Source organism: Pseudomonas salicis, from assembly GCF_057128705.1.
This window is the reverse complement of sequence record NZ_JBSKHU010000001.1, coordinates 1-18,389: the sequence shown is the minus strand read 5'-3', so window position 1 is coordinate 18,389 and position 18,389 is coordinate 1. Positions and strand designations below refer to the sequence as shown.

The window sequence follows — 18,389 nt, the reverse complement described above, 5'->3', positions numbered from 1 at the left end:
CCTACAACCTTTGTCTATTACCCTGGAGAAGATGATGAAAACCTATCTGGTTACTGGCGCCACCGGCGCGACGGGTGCACCGGCTGTCCAACAACTGCTGGAAAAAGGCCACCGTGTAAATGCGTTTGTGCATCGTGAAGATGAGCGCTCGCAAAAACTGAAGGACCTGGGCGCGACCATTTTCGTTGGCGACGCACTGAAGCTCAAAGAACTGCGTCCCGCCATGAAAGGCGTTGACGGTGCCTATTTCTGCTACCCATTGACCAACGGTCTGGTCGAAGCAGCGGCGATCTTTGCCCAGGCGGCGAAGGAAGAAAACGTCAAGATTGTCGTCAACATGTCCCATAAACAATCGCGCCCTGATGCTCGCAGCCAAGCGACCCTGAATCATTGGCTGTCCGAGCAGGTGTTCAACTGGTCTGGCGTACCGACCACTCACCTGCGTGTGACGTTCTTTGCTCAGTGGATGCTGTACACCGCTGCTCTGATCCGCGAGGGCCGCTATCTGACGCCTTTCGACGCCGACAGCCGTTTTGCACCTATCGCCGCGTCTGATATTTCCAAGATCATCGTTGGTATCCTGATCAATCCAGAAGCCCATGCGAACAAGGCTTACCCGATCCACGGTCCAATCGAGTACAGCCATCAAGAACTCGCTGACGTGCTCGCCAAAACCCTGGGGAAAGAGGTTCGTTTCGAACAAGTCTCCCCAGACGAGTTTGTGAAAATCCTCGGCTGGGACGGTGATCCTTCTTACGCTGCACACTTCACCGCAGTGAAGGTCGATCAGCAGGAGAAGCGCCTGGAAGGCCTGGACAATACTGGTGCTGAAATCATCGGCGGCCCACTGCAAACGCCTGCTGAATTCATCGAGCAGCACCGTCACCTGCTGGCTTAAACCAGCTGACCAGCGCCTTGGTAAGATCCACAGGTCTTCCAAGGCGTTTTTGTCTTAATTACTTCAGTTGTGCTCCTAGATCCTGCATCGAGCGCACAAGAACGTGTTTAGCTGAGCAATATCATTAGTATCACTCTCCATCCCAGTAATCGACAGCATCACGCTCTCTCGCAACTACTGAGAATCTAGATAGCCCTTCCGTCGCATTGGCACTGTCCATCACCATATATTTATCCGAATCAGGATATTCACAAATATCGGGTGACTCCTGCGTACTGATAGCTAAATAACGTAGCTCACTGTCGCTGGTATTGATGATTTGATGCGCGGTGTCCGGACCACCCGGCGGACAAGCAATGACATCGCCTGGACCCACAGGGAAGCGCTCAGCCCCTATTCGGATCTCACCCGCTCCATGCAAAATATAGAACATTTCTTCGTTGACCCGGTGACTATGAAACGGGCTTGAGCGCATGTCAGGCTCAAGAGCGATCAGCCGTGAGCCGAGCTTGCGCGAGCCCAACATCCTTCCGAGACGAGCATGCTTTTGACGGTATTTTGATGCGGATTCGCCAGAAGGAATAAACGGCTCAAGCAAGGTAACAAGCTCTACTTTATTCAGATTTAATATTGCAGGGTGCATAATAATCCTCACTCACAACTCGTTTTAAAACTCTTATCAACTATTATTCTCGCGCTTCTGAACTGACATTCTAGACGAGCCTAAGGAGCAATCACGCCCCCGAAAAATAAAGACTATTTGTCAGTTTTTTTGGATTTTTTGCAATTGCGCTCTTTGTGACAGCGCGGCAAATTGAAGGGTTAATCTGACAGCAATTAACTCCCCTACTGATCAGGCTTATGAGCAGCTCACAGCTGCTAGAGTGATCCCAAGGCGTCACCCCATGCTCCTGTTGCCTGTTCAGACAGGCTAATCTGCGGTGACTGTCCAGCCCTGGGGGAGATTTTGTATGCCGAACAAAAATGCGCCTTCATCACTGGAAGGCTGGAATCAGCGCTGGAAAATTTGCGGGCAACGAGTGGTATGCCGATCCTGCGGTGCCAAGCAATGTCCCGACATCGACGGTGAGCCCTTCCCCCATTTCGAGACTTGCCCTGCTCTCGATCATGCAGCTCTTTTTCCTTGGGCTGATCTTAACCGTATCCTGCGCGCGGATTTGGCACCGATCCGACGCAAGCTTCACTGAGCAGACCGTTCCCTCATCCCCTCCCTCATCGCGCTGATCCTCTCTCCTTCTGAGCCTTCAAACCTAGCGATTCCCTGACGCGGGCGCTCATCAAGCTTGCGGGCGGCTGTCCACAACTGCGCCGAGACGGCCAAGATCGCACCATAGAATTACAAACATCATTTTCATTGATTATCCAAATCGGGGGATCGAAATTGCTTACCAAGCATGATGGTCATAATGTTACGTCCAGAGCGCGCCATCCCCCGGGAGCGTCTATTCCCTAGCTTGCCGCCGTTCAAGAACTGCCCAAACCCAGTTCCTGAGCGTCTAGAGCCAGCCTTTAGCTAGCCAATTAATCCGACTTCTGAAGAGAAACTATGAAAACTGTTCATCACCTCAATACCCGCATCCGCCCTCTCGCCGGTGCCGTGGCGATGGCAATGGCTGGCCTGCTGGCCCTGAACCTGTCTGGCTGCGATGACGCCAGTGGAAAAGCCGCTGATTCAGCGGTTGCCGCTGGCGCTGTGGTGTCCGCCGCGACGGTCGTGCAGAAGGCCGTTGTCGAAACCCAGGAGTTTTCCGGCCGCATGGAGGCCATTGAGCGCGTCGACATTCGTGCCCGAGTCCCTGGTTTCATCACCAGCGTCAACATCACGCCCGGTACCATCGTCAAGAAAGGCGAGGTGCTCTTCGTCATCGATCCCCGCCCTTATCAAGCCGAAGCTGATCGTACTGAAGCCGCTGCGGCTGCCGCACGAGCGAAGGTCGAGCTGGCGCGTATCGAGCTGACCCGTTCCCAGAAGCTGATCGGCGAAAAAGCCATCGCACAGCGTGAGCTGGACGAAAACCTGTCCAACTTCAAGCAGCTGGAAGCCAGCGCCCGTGCTGCCGCAGCCGAGTCTGACAATGCCAAACTCAACCTGAGCTATACCCGCGTGACCTCGCCCATCGATGGCCGCGTCGGTAAGGCCGATATCACGCTGGGCAACCTGGTCGACACCAGCGCCGTGCTTACCAAGGTGGTGTCCGACGACAAGATCTACGCCTCCTTCGACGGTGACGAAGACACCTACCTGCGCGTTGGTGCTGCTCACCACAGCGGCAAGGATGTAGACGTCAGGGTTGGCCTGGCCAACGAGCAAGGCTTCCCCCACGAAGGCAAGCTCGAATTCGTCGACAACCAGCTCGACCCGCAAACCGGGGGCGTGCGCATGCGTGCCATCTTCATCAACGCCGACAAGACCCTGGCGCCTGGCCTCTTCGCCCGCGTGCAATTGCTGGGTGGCACCAATGGCGGCAATGAAACCCAGGCCATCTTGATCAACGAACGCGCGATCAGCACTGATCAGGATCGCAAATTCGTCTTCGTAGTTGATGCTCAAGGCAAAGCCGAATATCGCCAGGTCACCCTCGGTAACACCGTCGATGGCCTGCGTGTCGTTCGAAGCGGCTTGAAAGCTGGCGAGCAAATTGTGGTTAACGGTCTGGTGCGGGTGATGCCGGGTGCACCACTGGCACCACACATGGTTTCGATGGATTTCAATCCTGATGAACCGGTTGCCCAGACCACTCCCGAAACCAAACCTGACGCTAAATCCAAGGGTTGATCGATCATGAAATTTTCGAAATTCTTCATCGACAAGCCCATCTTCGCGGCGGTGCTGTCGATCATCATCTTCGTGGCAGGGCTCATCGCGCTGTTCACACTCCCTGTCGCTGAGTACCCGGACGTCGTTCCACCCGCGGTGCAGATCCGCGCGCAATACCCGGGTGCTGACGCCAGGGTCATTGCCGAGACGGTTGCTACGCCGCTGGAACAAGAGGTCAACGGCGTCGACAACATGCTGTACATGTCCTCGCAATCCACTGCCGACGGCAACCTGCTGCTGACCGTGACATTCAAGATCGGCACCAAGGTTTCGCAAGCCGAAACGGACGTGGAGAACCGCGTGCAACGGGCCTTGCCACACCTTCCTGAAGAAGTTCGTCAGATCGGCGTGACGACCATCAAATCGTCGCCCAGCCTGACCATGGTGGTGCACCTGACCTCGCCGGACGGTCGTTACGATGACCAGTACCTGCGCAACTACGCCACGATCAACGTCAAGGACCAGCTCGACCGTATTGCCGGCATTGGCCAGGTGCAGTTGAACGGCTCGGGCGACTACGCCATGCGTATCTGGCTCGACCCGGTGAAAATCGCCGCGCGCAACATGACTACCATTGACGTCACTGACGCGATTCGTGAGCAGAACGTGCAAGTGGCCGGCGGCGCAATTGGTCAGTCGCCCTCGAAAGGCAGCGACTTCCAGCTTTCCGTTAAAACCCAAGGTCGCCTGCAAACTCCTGAAGAGTTCGGCAACATCATCGTGCGCACCGGTGCCGATGGCGCCCTGACCCGCCTGCGTGACGTCGCTCGCATCGAATTGGGTGCCAACGCCTACAACCTGCGTGCCCGTCTCAACAACCAACCGGCTGTGGCTCTGGTCATCTTCGAAGCGCCAAACGCCAACGCGCTGCAAATGGCCAGCGATATTCGCGACCGCATGGAGCAGCTGAAGGCCGACTTCCCACCAGGAATGGAATACAACATCGTCTATGACACCACACGCTTCGTGCAGGACTCAATCAACGCGGTGATTCACACCCTGCTTGAGGCCATCGCGCTGGTTGTGCTGGTGGTGATTATCTTCCTGCAAACCTGGCGTGCCTCGCTGATCCCGTTGCTCGCTGTTCCGGTCTCGGTGGTCGGCACCTTTGCCGTCATGCTCGGTTTCGGTTTCTCGATCAACACCCTGTCTCTGTTCGGCCTGGTGCTGGCCATCGGTATCGTCGTCGACGACGCCATCGTCGTGGTCGAAAACGTCGAACGGAATATCGCCAGCGGCCTGTCGCCTCGTGAAGCCACTATCCAGGCCATGAAGGAAGTGAGCGGCCCGATCATCGCCATCGCGCTGGTGCTCTGCGCCGTGTTCGTGCCGATCGCTTTCGTGCCTGGCTTGTCCGGTGAGTTCTACAAGCAGTTCGCGCTGACCATCGCCATCTCCACCGTTATCTCGGCATTCAGCTCCCTGACCCTGGCCCCAGCGTTGTCAGCTGTACTGCTCCAAGCGCATGACGCGCCAAAAGATGCCCTGACCCGCGTCATCGACAAGCTCTTCGGTCGGTTCTTCCGGGCGTTCAACCGCTTCTTCGGGCGCTCGTCCGAGCGTTATGAAATGGGCGTCAAAGGCACCCTCAAACGCAAGTCCAGCTCCATCGCCATCTACCTGCTGCTGGCGGCCTGTGCCGGGCTGATGTTCAAGCTGGTGCCTGCGGGCTTCGTGCCGCTGCAAGACAAAGGCTACCTGATCGGTATCGCGCAACTGCCGACCGCTTCTTCGCTGGACCGTACCGACGCCATCATCCAGCGCATGGGTGCAATTGCGACCGCAACACCGGGCGTACGCCATGCAGTTCAGTTCCCGGGCCTTTCGGTCAACGACTTCACCGCATCGTCCAGCGCCGGTATCCAGTTCAGCAACCTGCAAAGCTTCGATCAACGCACCTCCAAAGATATGAGCGCTGGTGCCATCGCCGGTGAGTTGAACAAACGCATGGGTGCGATTGAAGACTCGTTCATCCTCGTCGTACCACCGGCTCCGGTGGATGGTCTGGGCACCCTCGGCGGCTTCAAGCTGATGGTCGAAGATCGCGGAAACGTCGGCTATGACGCGCTGAACAAAGCGACCCAGGAACTCCAGGCGCGGGCTCGCAAAGCACCTGAACTGGCGGGTGTCTTCACCGGCTTTCAGATCAACGTGCCGCAGATTTACGCCGACATTGATCGCGATAAGGCCAAGCAGTTGAATGTGCCTCTGCAAACGATCTACCAGACGCTGCAAGTCAACCTCGGTTCGGTGTACGTCAACGACTTCAACCGCTTCGGTCGTACCTACCAGGTGCGGGTGCAGGCCGATGAGCAGTTCCGCAACCACGTGGAAGACCTGAAAAAGCTGAAGATCCGCAGCACCAATGGCGACATGATCCCCCTCGCCTCGTTGATGCGCGTTTCCAACACCTACGGTCCGGAACGCGTGCAACGCTACAACGCGTACGTATCGGCAGACCTCAACGGCAGCCCTGCTCCTGGCTATTCGTCCGGGCAGGCACAAGCGGCCATCGAGCGTCTGGCAAAAGAAGTGCTGCCAAAAGGCATCACCTACGAGTTCACCGACCTTGCGTATCAGGACATCCTGGCCGGCAACACCATGTTCTATGTATTCCCGCTGTGTGTGCTGCTGGTGTTCCTGGTGCTCGCCGCGCAGTACGAAAGCTGGACCTTGCCACTGGCCGTGATTCTGATCGTTCCGATGTCGATCCTCTGTGCACTGCTGGGCGTGAAGCTGACCGGCGGCGACAACAACGTTTTCACCCAGATCGCGCTGTTCGTACTCGTGGGACTCGCCTCCAAAAACGCAATCTTGATCGTCGAGTTCGCTCGCGAACTTGAGCACCACGGCCGCACAACGGTGCAAGCCGCGCTGGAGTCTTGCCGCCTGCGTCTGCGTCCGATCCTGATGACCTCGATCGCATTCATCATGGGCGTACTGCCCCTGGTGTTCTCACACGGTCCTGGTTCGGAAATGCGCCATGCAATGGGTGTGGCCGTGTTCGGCGGCATGCTCGGCGTGACCTTCTTTGGACTGTTCCTGACACCTGTTTTCTACGTGCTGATGCGCTCGCTGGCCAAGTTCCTTAGCAGCAGCAAAACCACCACTCCGATGGTCGTTCCTCACGCTCTCGAAGAGACTCATTAATATGAACGCCAATATCTTCATCAAACGTACCGGTGCAGTTCTCATAGCGTTGGCACTGGCCGCCTGTTCTGCACCCGAGTTCAAACAACCGGAAATCGATGTACCACACGCGTTCAAGGAAGCTTCGGATACGCCTGTGACCGCGCCAGATGGTACCCGCTGGCAGACCGCGAAGGCTGCTGAAGCGCAGCCTCGCGGAGAGTGGTGGCTGGCCTTCAATGATCCAGCGTTGACCGCTCTGATCAACGAAGCAGCGAAGAGCAACAACAACTTGGCTGAAGCGACTGCACGTCTGAAGCAGGCCCGTGCCATCGCTGGCATCGCCGAAGCGGATCGGATTCCGCAGATCGGGCTCAGCGCCGGCGCGCAAAGAAACCGTGAATCGCCCAACAGCCTGCCTGGCGGCAGTGCTGTAGGAGCCCACACGACCTATCAGGCCAGCCTGACGGCCAGTTATGAGGTTGACCTGTTCGGCCGAGTGTCGTCCAACGTCAACGCTGCCAACTCGGACGCGGCTGCCAGCGAAGCCAGTTACCGCTCGGTGTTGCTGTCGCTGCAAGCGGACGTCGCGCAAACCTATTTCCGGCTGCGCGAAACCGATGCAGAGCTGGCCACCCTGAATGAGACCGTACGCTTGCGGGAACAAACCGTACACGTCACGCAGAGCCGGTTCGATCTGGGTGATGTCGGTGAGTTCGATCTGTCGCGAGCCAAGACAGAATTGTCGACGGCCCGCGCTGAAGCGGTCGCCCTGCAACAGCAGAGAACGACCAATGAGCATGCGCTCGCTGTCCTGTTGGGCAAGCCAGCATCGAATTTCTCCGCCAGCAGTCAGCCGCTCAACGACATTGCTTCGCTGCCGCAGATCCCAACAGGTATGCCGTCGACCCTGCTTCAGCGTCGTCCAGACATCGTTATCGCGCAGCATGAGATGGAAGCGGCGAACTCGCGTATTGGCGTTGCTCGTGCCGCGATGTTCCCGGCGCTCAACCTCAATGGTGGGATTGGTGGCGTCGGCACCTCGGTCGCGGACATCTTCAACTGGAGCAGTCGCTCCTGGGTTCTGGGTGCGCTGATGTCGATGCCAATCATCGATGGCGGCCGCAACAAAAACAATGTGAAACGCAGTGAGGCTGCTCTGGAAGAGTCGGTCGCCACATACCGTCAACAGGTGCTGGTGGCGTTTGCCGAAGTCGAGGACAACCTGGCTGGCCTGCGCATTCTCGCGAATCAGGCGCAGCAGACCGACGAGGCTGTGGTCTCGGCCCGCCGTTCGGCGGAATTGGCCCAGATGCTCTACGAAGCCGGTCGCACAGGCTATTTGGACCTCCTGGAGGCGCAACGCAACCTGACAACGGTGGAGCGCAGCGCGGTGCAATTGCGGGGTAGCCGTGCGATCACCACCGTAGCTTTAGTCCGCGCACTTGGCGGTGGATGGGATGGGCAGTCCGAAGTGAAAGCTTCGGCAACTCCCGTCGTCAGCCGCTGACAGTACAAAGTCGGGGTTTACCAAAACGGCCGAGACTTGCCAACGCAAGACCGGCCGTTTTTACTCGTCCAGCGTAACGTAATTGAAGATCCCTCTTGATGATTGAGGATCCACGGGATTAAGTGACGCGTGTTTGGTATCAAGACAGAGAAACTCTAGGTGCTCCTTGAGCGAGCATTCTCGGCATGGATCACTGAGGAGGTGATATCTCTCAGATTCGATACGTGAGAGTCCTACAAAAACCTCCCTGCCTTCAGCATCCTCCCCCAGAACCAGCGAGCGCTCCAGCGACGCCCTGATTCCTTCTGTCAGCTCTAGCATCTACCGATCTCGACTGAATTTGAGGCATAGATACCGCGGTCAAACTCCAAATTCAAGGATCAATCCGGCCATTCATAAGCCAGTTCCAACGAGGGCAGTTGAAGCGCCCGAAGAGTTATCGGCATTGCTTCGTTGCCTCCGCTCCTGACGGTTACACGGGACGAAGGCGACCGGCGGGTAATCCAATCTTTGAGCATATTGCGCGAGAATGCTGTGCAGGCGCAGGATGATGACGGCCAGCGATCTAACAGCTGCGCTCTATAATTTTTACAAAGGCAGCAAACCAGGAGAGGAAGTTAGAAAGCTATCCAGGGAGCGACCAACTCCAAGACGTTAAGGTGAATGTCATTTCGAATTTATTGCGCGGGGTGCGTGATGAGCAATGCAGATCATTGGCTTCAATACCTCGTGGCGGAAGGGATCGTCGTCGCGCAGTTCAGGGTAAAAGGAGACTGGGGTGTCTTCATCAAAGAGCGAGAAGGTACCTACTTTCATTTCGTAGCTGAAGGTAGTCTCCACTTCAGCCTCGACGACGGCACGCAAATGGTGCTCCAGGCCGGAGACCTCGTCGTTCTGCCTCAGGGCGCTGCCCATCTAATGCGCAGCGCGCCAGGTAGCCACGTGGTGTCACTCGGTGAATTCATCCGACAAAGCCGATCTTTCTATAGCGAAGATTCGGATGCGACGGTTGTCATTTGCGGATCTCTTGGCATTGATCGGCACATGGTGATGCCGGCAATCCGCTCCCTTCCTCCGGCTCTCCATCTAAAGGCTTACCCACAGAGCGCTTCGACACCCATCGCGGACACGCTGAAGCAATTGCGCGGAGAAGTGGACGGCGGAAAACTCGGCAGCCAAACAATCGTTAGAAATCTGCTATCGGCCTTATTTATCTATGTCTTGAGGCAATGGTCGGAAACCGAGAAAGCCCAGGCTGGCACCTGGTTCTCAGCCATGCAGAATCCACGCATTGCCAAAGCGCTAGCCTGTATTCACCACCGGCCAGCTCACGCCTGGACAATCGACATGCTTGCCCAAGAGGCCGGCCAGTCGAGGTCTTTGTTCGCCAAGGAGTTCCGAGATGCGGTGGGAGAGACCCCTCATTCGTATTTGACTCGATGGCGCCTAGGCATAGCCGCGCAGTTGCTGGTGCAGACGTCGCTGAGCGTGGCCGCCATCGCTGACAAGGTGGGTTATCAGTCGGAGTATTCGTTCAACCGCGCCTTTAAGCAGGCCCGTGGACGCACACCGACAAAAGAGCGAGAGATGCGTGAGGTCAGGCCAGTCGAAGCCCCGCTGGTGCCGGCATAGCATATGCGTTTGCGGAGCAATGAAACGGCTACTGCGCTTCCAGCCGGATTGGCACGGTGTTTTTTGCACAATATCGGTGGTCGAGGATTTACATCGCTAACTGACAGGCCGCTACCGGCCAGAAGCGGACTCCGGTGACAGGTCTCAACATTCCTAATCGATGATGGTCATAGAAGTCGCTCACTTGTCTCCATCAGATAATCGATGAAGAGCCGAACCCGCATTGGGACCTGCCTGCCAAACGCGTGAAGGGCATGGATCGAGGTGGTTGCCATTAGCTCATTTGCCAATACACGGGTAAGCGTTCCGCGCTCTATTTCATTGCGGAGTGCGAATGCGGGCAATTGAACAATTCCAACGCCTTCCATGGCGGCTTGAATCAGCGTGACTGCATCATCTGTGTCGAAGCAGCCATCAGGCAAGTAACTGCGCCCATCAGCGAATATGAAGGGGTAAGGGCGCCCTGCGAGCAGGTACCTAAGGCATGCATGGTCTTGAAGATCCGCAACGTTTTCGGGATGACCCCGATTGGCCAGGTAACCAGGTGACGCCACCAAGAGGTATGAAATGTCTGCCAGGTGCCGCCCAATCAATCCCGTATCGTCGAGATTGCCGATGCGTATGGCCAAATCATATCCCTCACGGATCATATCCACATTGCGGTCAGTCACCGTGACCTCAAGTTTGATGTTAGGGCTCTTTTCAGAAAATTCTTTCACCCACTTCGAAACCAACGCCCTGCCAACCAACACAGGCACCGTTATCCGCAAAAGCCCTTTGGCTGACCCTGCGGATTGCACAACATCTTCCGCGCTTTCGATACCTTGAAGCAGAGGCGCTACAAAGTCGTAATAGACGCTTCCCTCCGCTGTAAGACTCAGCGTTCGCGTAGACCGTTGCAGCAACCTGACGCCCAGTCGCTTTTCCAGCCGAGCCACGCTTTTGGAAACTGCGGACGGACTCGCGCCCAATATCCTTCCAGCGCCACTGAATGATCCTGAGTCAACGGTGCGTACAAAAGCAGCGAGACCGGCAGTTTTTTCAACGATGGTGACCATTCAAGAACTCCAGGCACAAATGAAACGATTATTTGGCGGATGGTGCAAAAAAAAAGCCCGATTAGGATATCTAAAACCTTAAATCGGAGTGGCGCGAATGAACAAGCTAGACGGGAAAGTGGTTGTTATAACGGGTGGTGCCCAGGGATTAGGCGAATCTCATTCCAGGCTCTTCGCAGAGCTGGGCGCTCACGTCGTTATCACCGATGTAGAGACCGGTGCAGGCTTCAAACTCGCGCAAGAGCTGACGGGCATGGGGTATGTCGCAAATTTCCAAGAGCTGGACGTAAGCGATGAGGCCAACTGGGAACGGGTCGTCGAGCAGGTTCTCGGCCAGCATCGTCGTATCGACGTTCTCGTGAATAACGCAGGGATCTACCTGCGCACCCCGCTTGAAGAAATCAGCGCCCAGCAGTTCGACAAGGTGATGGCAATCAACGTAAAAGGCACGTTTTTAGGGTGCAAAGCGGTCGCGCCTGTCATGCGTGCCCAAGGCGGCGGTGTAATCGTCAACACCGGCTCAATCGCGGCAATGGTCGCCAACCTAGATGGTGAGGTCGCCTATTGCGCCAGCAAGGGCGCCATCAAGATGCTTACCAAAGCCGTCGCCTCCGATCTCGCTAAAGACAACATTCGGGTCAACTCCGTGCACCCCGGTGTCGTCAAGACGCCCATGGCCGCAGACTTTTTTAAAGATCCAGACCTTGCCCGGCAACTGCTGGGGACAACGCTCATGGAGCGTGCTGCTGCCCCTGCTGAAATTTCACAAGCGATTGCATTCCTTAGCTGCGACTCAGCTTCTTTCATGACTGGTTCCGACCTCGTCGTTGACGGTGGATTCACGGCGGTGTGATCCGCACTTGACCCTGTTCATCCCTTTGGCTGGGAAACCAGCCTTTTTTAATACCCTTATCGAGAGAGACATACATGAACGATCTGACCGGCAAAGTAGCCATCGTAACTGGTGCATCAAAAGGTATTGGCGCGGCCATTGCCAAGGCGTTGGCATCCGCAGGCGCCGCCGTCACTGTCAACTATGCGTCAAGCAAGTCTGGTGCCGACCGCACAGTGGCTGAGATTCTGAAGAATGGTGGCAAAGCAATCGCGGTTCAGGGTGATGTTGGATCATCTGCTGATGTAAAAAGAATGTTCGAAGAAACTCAAGCCGAATTTGGCACTCCCTCTGTGCTTGTCAACAACGCTGCAACCTTCGAATTTGAACCGTTTGAAAACGTGTCGGAGGAGGAGTTTCACAAGGAATACAACACCAATGTTCTGGGTCCAATACTGACCATTCAGCAAGCGCTGAAGCACTTTCCCAAGACAGGCGGCAGCGTGATCAACATCAGCTCTATCTCAAGCAAGAATCCTGTCCCTACAGCGGTGCTCTACTCCTCAACAAAAGGAGCTATCGACGCGCTGTCTGCCGGTTTGGCCAAGGAACTAGGGCCGCGAAATATTCGAGTGAATGTCGTTGCTCCAGGCGGCACTGAAACCGAGGGAACAGAGCGTATCGGCTTGGTCGGCAGCGAACAGCAACAGATCATGGCTGCTGCAACACCGCTGGGGCGTTTCGGCCAGCCAGAAGATATTGCTCCGACGGTCGTGTTTCTAGCTTCTGACGATTCTGCCTGGCTAACGGGCGAGCGCATCAATGCCTCTGGTGGTTTGCGTTAACCGGTAACGGATCGCGAAACCTTCCCAGATCAGCGTCTCCTTTCCTCGACGAGCAACTCGAAATCTCCTCATTCGTTTTTCAAATAAATGAAAGTTGTCGTCGAGGGCTACATACCGAACCTTGTTTTAGGGACCCTGTCGTGACTGTTCACACTAGGAAACAAAAGATGTCGCTTCAACTCAAACTCGACGCCGTGAAACATGACTTTGAATCCAAAGTTCCAGCTCAAGCCCTTGCCGTGATGGAGAAGTCTACCCAGGATCTCGTGGCCTCCAAACAGGCACAGCGCGCGCTTAGAAGCGGCGATAATGCTCCCGCTTTCACTCTGGCTGACTCCGATGGAAACACGGTCATATCTGAGGATCTGCTCTTAAAAGGCCCGTTGGTCATCACATTCTACCGAGGCGTGTGGTGTCCTTATTGCAACCTGGAACTTCAAGCGCTCGAAGCCTTGCGCAGCGAAATTGAATCGCGAGGCGCGACGCTCGTTGCCATCTCCCAGCAGACACCCGGTAACAGCAGAGCTTCGCGCCGTGACAACGCTGTTTCCTTTCCAATTCTGATCGACCAGGGCGGGGTCTTGGCTGACGCATTCGGAATTCGCTGGGCGCTACAGGGCGAAATCAAAGCGCTGTATGAGCAGTTCGGCGTTAATCTCCAGACATTCAACGGCGAGTCAAGCTGGACGCTGCCAATGCCTGCCCGATATGTGATCGATACGCAAGGCGTTATTGCATATTCCGAAGTCAATCCGGACTACACCCAGCGCCCTGAGCCCGTTGAGTTGCTCCCGGTTCTGGATGCCTTGGCCGCAAATATGGTCGTTGGCAAGACCTCGGCAGGTGCGCTGTGAAGCTGTACTACCATGCAGGGGCATGTTCAACCTCTAACCTCATCGCGCTGGAAGAAGCCGAACTGAGCTATGAGGCAATTCCGGTGGACCTCTCGGACTCCCACAGTCCGATTACTGCGCGGGTAAAAGAGTTGAATCCGATGGTCCAGCTCCCTGTACTGGTGCTGGATGATGGGACGGCTCTCACCCAGAATGTTGCAATTCTTCCCTACATTGCAGATCTTGCTCCCGAAAAATCTCTGTTCCCTCCACGGGGCAGGCTTGAGCGCGTACAGGCGGAAAGCTGGTTGTCATTTATCGCGGCAGATCTGCACACCGCGTTCGCTACAGAGTATGCATGGACCCTGATCTGGGACAGAAACTCTCCGGAATGGGAAAACGCACAACAATTTTGGATGCAGCGGCTCAATCGGAGACTGAAAGTGCTGGATGATCGACTTGCACACCATGATTTCATCGCGGGGTCGAATTTCACCGTAATCGATGCCTATGCATTGATTGTCCTCAACTGGGCGGAGCCAACGGGTTTTTCAATATCGTCTTATGAAAATATTGTGCGATACCTGAAACGCTTGAATGAGAGACCAGCAGTTCAGCGGGTCATGGACCGTGAGGGGTTATCCGGTTGATTCAGCAATTTAAACACAATCGTGCGCAGCCTCTGATGAGCATGCTTCATGAGTGATCGGCTTGCCGCGCTGCGCCTGTTTGCGCGGGTCGCTCGGACTGGGAGTTTTTCGGCTGCCGGAAGAGAGCTGGGCCTGTCACAACCTTCCGCCTCAAGAGTTATGTCGAATCTGGAAAAGGACGTAGGTGCAATTCTTCTCGCTCGTTCAACGCGCGCGGTGACGCTGACAGAAGCCGGGAAGCTTTATCTAGAGAAGATAGAACCCATACTGCTGGCGATGGACGATGCCGATCACGCTGTTCGGGGGAACGGAGAACTCAGCGGGCACCTGAGAGTGGGTGTCGCCACAAGCTTCGCGATACGGGAAGTAATTCCACGCATGCGGCGCTTTCTGGACGACCATCCAAGACTGCGAATTGATTTCGTTCTAACTGACCAGATCCAGGACATGATCTCGGAGGCGATTGATGTCGCTTTGCGATTCGGGCCCCTTGACGACTCTAATGCCGTTGCGCGATTGATCGGTCGCCCTGAAAGATTTCTGGCCGCCTCTCCCGGCTATCTCAAGCGGTTCGGAGTACCCAAGTCGCCGGGGGATCTGGCCAAACACTCAATCATAATGGGGCCATCGGGTTTCGCTCGGGAAGCCTGGGTCTTCCACCGAGATGGACGTAGCACGACTGTTCGGGTGGAAGGTAAGGTATCGGTAACTGTCAATGAGGCAGCTACCGCAGCGGCTTTAGCAGACTTGGGAATTATTTCGACGGGGTCTTGGGGATGTCGCTCAGAGATTGAGAGCGGCCTTCTCGTGAAAGTGCTCGCGGATTGGGAAATAGGTTTCAAATCAGTCCATGCGGTGTATCCACCAGGCCAACCTATTAAGCCTTCGGCACGTGCGTTGATTGATTTTCTTCACGAGGAATTGAATCACTAGGTTTCGCCGGATGACACGTGAACGCCACAAAATGCACACAGATCCGCCTATCGTGTTACGCGCAGCGAGCGCCTCAGATCTGCCACTCGTTTTCAAACTGGAGCGTGAATACATTGCCCGCTTCGAACCTAAGTCAATGAAGCGATGGCAAGTAGGAATCGACCGGCATCTGGAACAATGGGTGTCCAACTTAACACGGATGTTCGTTGCGGAATTCGCTGCAAAAGCGGTCGGGTATTGCTTCTGGGAGATCAATGGTGATGAGGCCGTACTAGCTTCTATCAGCGTTTTAACAGACTACAGATTACGCGGTGTTGGTGCATCTCTGCTCAGGCGCTTTGAAGACGACGCCATGAGACATGGGAAAAAGCTGCTCATACTTGGTGTGGTTAAACAAAATCCCGCTAGATACCTGTACGAGTCGGCTGGCTACGTATTCGCTCGCCAAGACGAGACATATTGCTACTACGAAAAAGTCATCCTCGCTGCCCAAACTACCGCACTTAGCGCTGAATTTTAACGCATAGATACTGGCACTCCTGTTACCTACAGCATCATCCGACGCACTCTAAAAATTATGGAGTTACGAAGTGATTAGTGAAAGAAAGACCCCTCGTTCAAAAGGGGTAGCGATGACCGTGATGATACTGATGGCGCTCACCGCTCTTGGCGCGCAGGCGTCAATGCGGTGTGAGAACGGCATAGCGTCTGAAGGCGACTCCACTGAGCAGGTACTCCGAAAATGCGGCGCTCCGACTAGTCGGGAGCAGACAGGTATGATTGAAGACAGGCGGGTCTTGGATCGTCGGGAATTCATAGGATCTGAGGAATGGGTATATGGGCCCCGAGGCGGTATGTACCAATACCTCAGATTCGAAGGTTCAAAGCTGGTAAGAATTCGTAGCCAACGGTGATCTTGCATAAAAGAGCTATCGGCATTGCTAGGTTATGTCCGCTTTGGGTCGAAAGCGGCCTCTGGGCAAATTCCCCGTGGCGAATGACTTAGGCTGTATACCGATCCGCCAACTTTGCCAAAGTAACTGCATTCTCATCCATTTGCTTCTTACTGACCGAGGAAACCGGCCATAGGCCGTTCGCGCCTCAAGTACCTCCTAATATCCACGAGTACATCATCAGAACCGGCAAATCTCACCTACTTGCGCAGAACTTGCGTCAAATAGGTTTGTCCTCGGTTTCATCAATGAACTTCAGGATGCTGACGCCACCGCGCAGGATGTCGTCGGCGATGGCCTTGCGGGCCTTCGCTGGTTTTTTATCTCGCAGCGCGTCCATCAACACCAAATGTTCGTCGGCACCGATATAGGAGTTGTGGCCGAAGGTGTAGAAGAGGTTCAGGATCGGCCCCATGGAGACCCACAGGCCCTCGATCTGAGCGGTGAGCATGTCCATGCCCGAAAGCCTGTAGAGAGTGAAATGAAACTCACGGTTGTGATGCATGGCGGCCAGCGCATCGTTCTTTCGATCGGCTTCCTCGAACAGATTGTGCAGCTCCAGAAGCCTGTTCAGGTCGGCGTCGGTCACATGATGGGTCGCCATTTCAGCGGCCAGCCCTTCCAGCGCAATGCGGATGGTACGGACCTCCAGATAGCGCGCCCTGGTCAATGCCGGCACCGTGGCAAACCGGCCAGAGCGAAGCTCCAGACCGCGCTCACTCACCAGCCTCAAACACGCTTCACGCACCGGTGTGACGCTGGTGCCCAGTCGCTCAGCAAGATCCTGCATGACCAACCGTTCCCCCGGCTTGAAATTCCCGGCGATCAGCCCTTCGCGAATCGAAAAGTATGCCCGAGCCGAGAGGTTGCCTTGCTCCAAGGGTTGAATCTGCACAGTTAGCTCCTGATGGTTTCGGTCCCGGATGGCGGCACAACGGCTTGCGCACCCATACGCGATAAGGCGCCACTTATAACATATAGGCACTGAGGTGCCGATGGTTACGCAGCGCCGAAGTCGGCTGCAATCCCGTCTTCGGCGCATCGCGACATGAGCCGCTAAACCAAGGTTTTCAAGACGTCCTCTATCACCCCAAGGGACTCATCCAGTATCTCCCGGGTGTGTGCCGTCGATAGGTACAGGCGCTTGAGTTGCATCGGCTGGAAGATGTGACGCTTCTCGATCAGACGCTGACGAAATGCCACATCACGCGCGTCATCGTTGCGCAGCAGATCGGTGTACTGCTGGTACGGCCCCTCGAAAAAATACAGCAGCCAGGCCGAACCATAACCGGCGCTTTGTGCCGGAATGCCCAGGCGTTGCACGATGATGTCCAGCTGTGCGCGCATGTAACCGCCCAAGGCGAACAGCTTCTCGTACGTCCCGGGACGCGCCAGTTCTTCGAGGGTGGCCTGCACCGCCGCCAGCGTTGAAGGGGTGCCATTGCAGGTGCCGCCCATGAAGACGCCCCTGGGACCGGTCAAACCGATCAAGTGCATCAACTCACTTTTCCCGGCAATGAACCCCACGGGATAGCCCGACGAAGCCGCCTTGCCGAACGTGGCCAAATCCGGTGTCACCCCAACGATCGACTGATAGCCGCCCAGCGCGTGCCTGAAACCGGTGATCACTTCATCGAAGATCAGCACAACGCCATGGTCGCGTGTCAGGCTGCGCAGGTCTTTAAGAAAAGCGTCCGTCGCCGCCACCGCCCCCATGTTGTGAGCGATGGGCTCGACGATAATCGCGGCCACCTCCCCCGGATGAGCCTTGAGGTATCGCTCGACCGCTTCGGCATCGTTGTACGGAAGAACAGCCGTGTACTCGGCGGCCGCGTGGAGGATGCCATCGGACATCGGATCGAATTGACCGATCCTGTCTCTGGCGGTCTGGCCGTTCATGGCGACATAATCGTGCCAGCCGTGGTATCCACCTTGAAACTTGATGATCCGTGTGCGCCCCGTGGCCGCACGCGCCAGGCGCAGCGCGTGATAGGTCGCCTCCGAGCCGCTGTTGCAAAACGCAATCTGCTCGGCGCAGGGAATGTGACGGACCAGCGTCTCCGCCACTTCGACTTCCAGGTCGGTGATGCCTGCGCCCATCAGGTCCATGCGCTGTGCAACTTCGAAAACCCGATCACGGATTGCCGGATGCCCGTGCCCCAGGACATGGGCGCCGAATCCGCAATGAAAGTCCGTGTGGCGATGACCGTCGGCGTCGAAGAGATACGCCCCTTCTGCGCGAACGAACGCATAGGGTTGTCCAAGCTTGCGGCTGGG

At 56.0% G+C, this 18,389-nt stretch carries 16 protein-coding genes; 12 read left to right on the top strand and 4 right to left on the bottom strand.

Annotated features, from left to right (window positions below):
• The first annotated feature begins 34 nt into the window (after positions 1-34).
• A complete protein-coding gene (locus ACWKWE_RS00080; RefSeq protein WP_483849189.1) occupies positions 35-898 on the top strand; it encodes an NmrA family NAD(P)-binding protein in 864 nt (287 codons plus the stop codon).
• 130 nt (positions 899-1,028) lie between these two features.
• Here ACWKWE_RS00080 and ACWKWE_RS00075 read toward each other — a convergent pair whose 3' ends face one another.
• Positions 1,029-1,541, bottom strand: a complete 513-nt coding sequence (locus ACWKWE_RS00075) for a cupin domain-containing protein (RefSeq protein WP_483849955.1) — start codon at positions 1,539-1,541, stop codon at positions 1,029-1,031.
• A gap of 924 nt (positions 1,542-2,465) precedes the next feature.
• Between ACWKWE_RS00075 and ACWKWE_RS00070 the strand changes: the two genes are divergently transcribed.
• The 4 genes from ACWKWE_RS00070 to ACWKWE_RS00055 all read left to right on the top strand — a co-directional run bounded on the left by ACWKWE_RS00070 (position 2,466) and on the right by ACWKWE_RS00055 (position 10,008).
• Positions 2,466-3,695 (top strand): efflux RND transporter periplasmic adaptor subunit, encoded by a 1,230-nt coding sequence (locus tag ACWKWE_RS00070; protein ID WP_483849188.1) that lies wholly within the window; start codon positions 2,466-2,468, stop codon positions 3,693-3,695.
• Between the two features lie 6 nt (positions 3,696-3,701).
• Positions 3,702-6,887: an efflux RND transporter permease subunit gene (locus tag ACWKWE_RS00065; RefSeq protein ID WP_483849187.1), complete on the top strand. Its 3,186-nt coding sequence runs from the start codon at positions 3,702-3,704 to the stop codon at positions 6,885-6,887.
• Position 6,888: 1 nt separating this feature from the next.
• On the top strand, positions 6,889-8,376 hold the full coding sequence (locus tag ACWKWE_RS00060; protein WP_483849186.1) for an efflux transporter outer membrane subunit: 1,488 nt from the start codon (positions 6,889-6,891) through the stop codon (positions 8,374-8,376).
• Positions 8,377-9,072: 696 nt separating this feature from the next.
• A complete protein-coding gene (locus tag ACWKWE_RS00055) occupies positions 9,073-10,008 on the top strand; it encodes an AraC family transcriptional regulator (RefSeq protein WP_483849185.1) in 936 nt (311 codons plus the stop codon).
• Positions 10,009-10,175: 167 nt separating this feature from the next.
• Here the strand turns inward: ACWKWE_RS00055 and ACWKWE_RS00050 are convergent, their stop codons facing one another.
• Positions 10,176-11,066 carry a LysR family transcriptional regulator gene (locus ACWKWE_RS00050; RefSeq protein ID WP_341962610.1) on the bottom strand — a complete coding sequence of 297 codons (891 nt, stop codon included), beginning with the start codon at positions 11,064-11,066 and terminating at the stop codon, positions 10,176-10,178.
• Positions 11,067-11,163: 97 nt separating this feature from the next.
• Here ACWKWE_RS00050 and ACWKWE_RS00045 point away from each other — a divergent pair, with 97 nt between their 5' ends.
• The 7 genes from ACWKWE_RS00045 to ACWKWE_RS00015 all read left to right on the top strand — a co-directional run bounded on the left by ACWKWE_RS00045 (position 11,164) and on the right by ACWKWE_RS00015 (position 16,073).
• Positions 11,164-11,919 (top strand): SDR family NAD(P)-dependent oxidoreductase, encoded by a 756-nt coding sequence (locus ACWKWE_RS00045; protein WP_483849184.1) that lies wholly within the window; start codon positions 11,164-11,166, stop codon positions 11,917-11,919.
• Between the two features lie 74 nt (positions 11,920-11,993).
• Entirely contained in the window at positions 11,994-12,743 is a 750-nt protein-coding gene (locus ACWKWE_RS00040; protein ID WP_483849183.1) for an SDR family NAD(P)-dependent oxidoreductase, read from the top strand.
• Positions 12,744-12,910: 167 nt separating this feature from the next.
• Complete coding sequence (locus tag ACWKWE_RS00035; protein ID WP_483849182.1) at positions 12,911-13,597, top strand: peroxiredoxin-like family protein; 687 nt, start codon at positions 12,911-12,913, stop codon at positions 13,595-13,597.
• Positions 13,594-14,226 carry a glutathione binding-like protein gene (locus tag ACWKWE_RS00030; RefSeq protein ID WP_483849181.1) on the top strand — a complete coding sequence of 211 codons (633 nt, stop codon included), beginning with the start codon at positions 13,594-13,596 and terminating at the stop codon, positions 14,224-14,226. The genes ACWKWE_RS00035 and ACWKWE_RS00030 overlap by 4 nt, the downstream gene beginning before the upstream one ends.
• Before the next feature lie 48 nt (positions 14,227-14,274).
• Complete coding sequence (locus ACWKWE_RS00025; protein WP_483849180.1) at positions 14,275-15,159, top strand: LysR family transcriptional regulator; 885 nt, start codon at positions 14,275-14,277, stop codon at positions 15,157-15,159.
• A 10-nt stretch (positions 15,160-15,169) separates the two neighbouring features.
• Entirely contained in the window at positions 15,170-15,679 is a 510-nt protein-coding gene (locus ACWKWE_RS00020) for an N-acetyltransferase family protein (protein ID WP_483849179.1), read from the top strand.
• A gap of 112 nt (positions 15,680-15,791) precedes the next feature.
• Positions 15,792-16,073 carry a DUF2845 domain-containing protein gene (locus tag ACWKWE_RS00015; protein ID WP_483849178.1) on the top strand — a complete coding sequence of 94 codons (282 nt, stop codon included), beginning with the start codon at positions 15,792-15,794 and terminating at the stop codon, positions 16,071-16,073.
• A 259-nt stretch (positions 16,074-16,332) separates the two neighbouring features.
• Here ACWKWE_RS00015 and ACWKWE_RS00010 read toward each other — a convergent pair whose 3' ends face one another.
• Both ACWKWE_RS00010 and ACWKWE_RS00005 read right to left on the bottom strand, forming a co-directional pair.
• Positions 16,333-17,007: a GntR family transcriptional regulator gene (locus ACWKWE_RS00010; protein ID WP_483849177.1), complete on the bottom strand. Its 675-nt coding sequence runs from the start codon at positions 17,005-17,007 to the stop codon at positions 16,333-16,335.
• A 161-nt stretch (positions 17,008-17,168) separates the two neighbouring features.
• Positions 17,169-18,389, bottom strand: a 1,221-nt coding sequence (locus tag ACWKWE_RS00005) for an aspartate aminotransferase family protein (RefSeq protein WP_483849176.1), incomplete at its 5' end; no start/stop codon positions are given.

Excerpts from the sequence above, each read along its gene's own strand:
- ACWKWE_RS00025 (WP_483849180.1), top strand. The coding sequence starts at position 14,275 with ATGAGTGATCGGCTTGCCGCGCTGCGCCTGTTTGCGCGGGTCGCTCGG.
- ACWKWE_RS00015 (WP_483849178.1), top strand. The coding sequence starts at position 15,792 with ATGACCGTGATGATACTGATGGCGCTCACCGCTCTTGGCGCGCAGGCG.
- ACWKWE_RS00075 (WP_483849955.1), bottom strand. The coding sequence starts at position 1,541 with ATGCACCCTGCAATATTAAATCTGAATAAAGTAGAGCTTGTTACCTTG.
- ACWKWE_RS00055 (WP_483849185.1), top strand. The coding sequence starts at position 9,073 with ATGAGCAATGCAGATCATTGGCTTCAATACCTCGTGGCGGAAGGGATC.
- ACWKWE_RS00050 (WP_341962610.1), bottom strand. The coding sequence starts at position 11,066 with ATGGTCACCATCGTTGAAAAAACTGCCGGTCTCGCTGCTTTTGTACGC.
- ACWKWE_RS00035 (WP_483849182.1), top strand. The coding sequence starts at position 12,911 with ATGTCGCTTCAACTCAAACTCGACGCCGTGAAACATGACTTTGAATCC.
- ACWKWE_RS00045 (WP_483849184.1), top strand. The coding sequence starts at position 11,164 with ATGAACAAGCTAGACGGGAAAGTGGTTGTTATAACGGGTGGTGCCCAG.
- ACWKWE_RS00070 (WP_483849188.1), top strand. The coding sequence starts at position 2,466 with ATGAAAACTGTTCATCACCTCAATACCCGCATCCGCCCTCTCGCCGGT.
- ACWKWE_RS00020 (WP_483849179.1), top strand. The coding sequence starts at position 15,170 with ATGACACGTGAACGCCACAAAATGCACACAGATCCGCCTATCGTGTTA.
- ACWKWE_RS00060 (WP_483849186.1), top strand. The coding sequence starts at position 6,889 with ATGAACGCCAATATCTTCATCAAACGTACCGGTGCAGTTCTCATAGCG.
- ACWKWE_RS00040 (WP_483849183.1), top strand. The coding sequence starts at position 11,994 with ATGAACGATCTGACCGGCAAAGTAGCCATCGTAACTGGTGCATCAAAA.
- ACWKWE_RS00065 (WP_483849187.1), top strand. The coding sequence starts at position 3,702 with ATGAAATTTTCGAAATTCTTCATCGACAAGCCCATCTTCGCGGCGGTG.
- ACWKWE_RS00080 (WP_483849189.1), top strand. The coding sequence starts at position 35 with ATGAAAACCTATCTGGTTACTGGCGCCACCGGCGCGACGGGTGCACCG.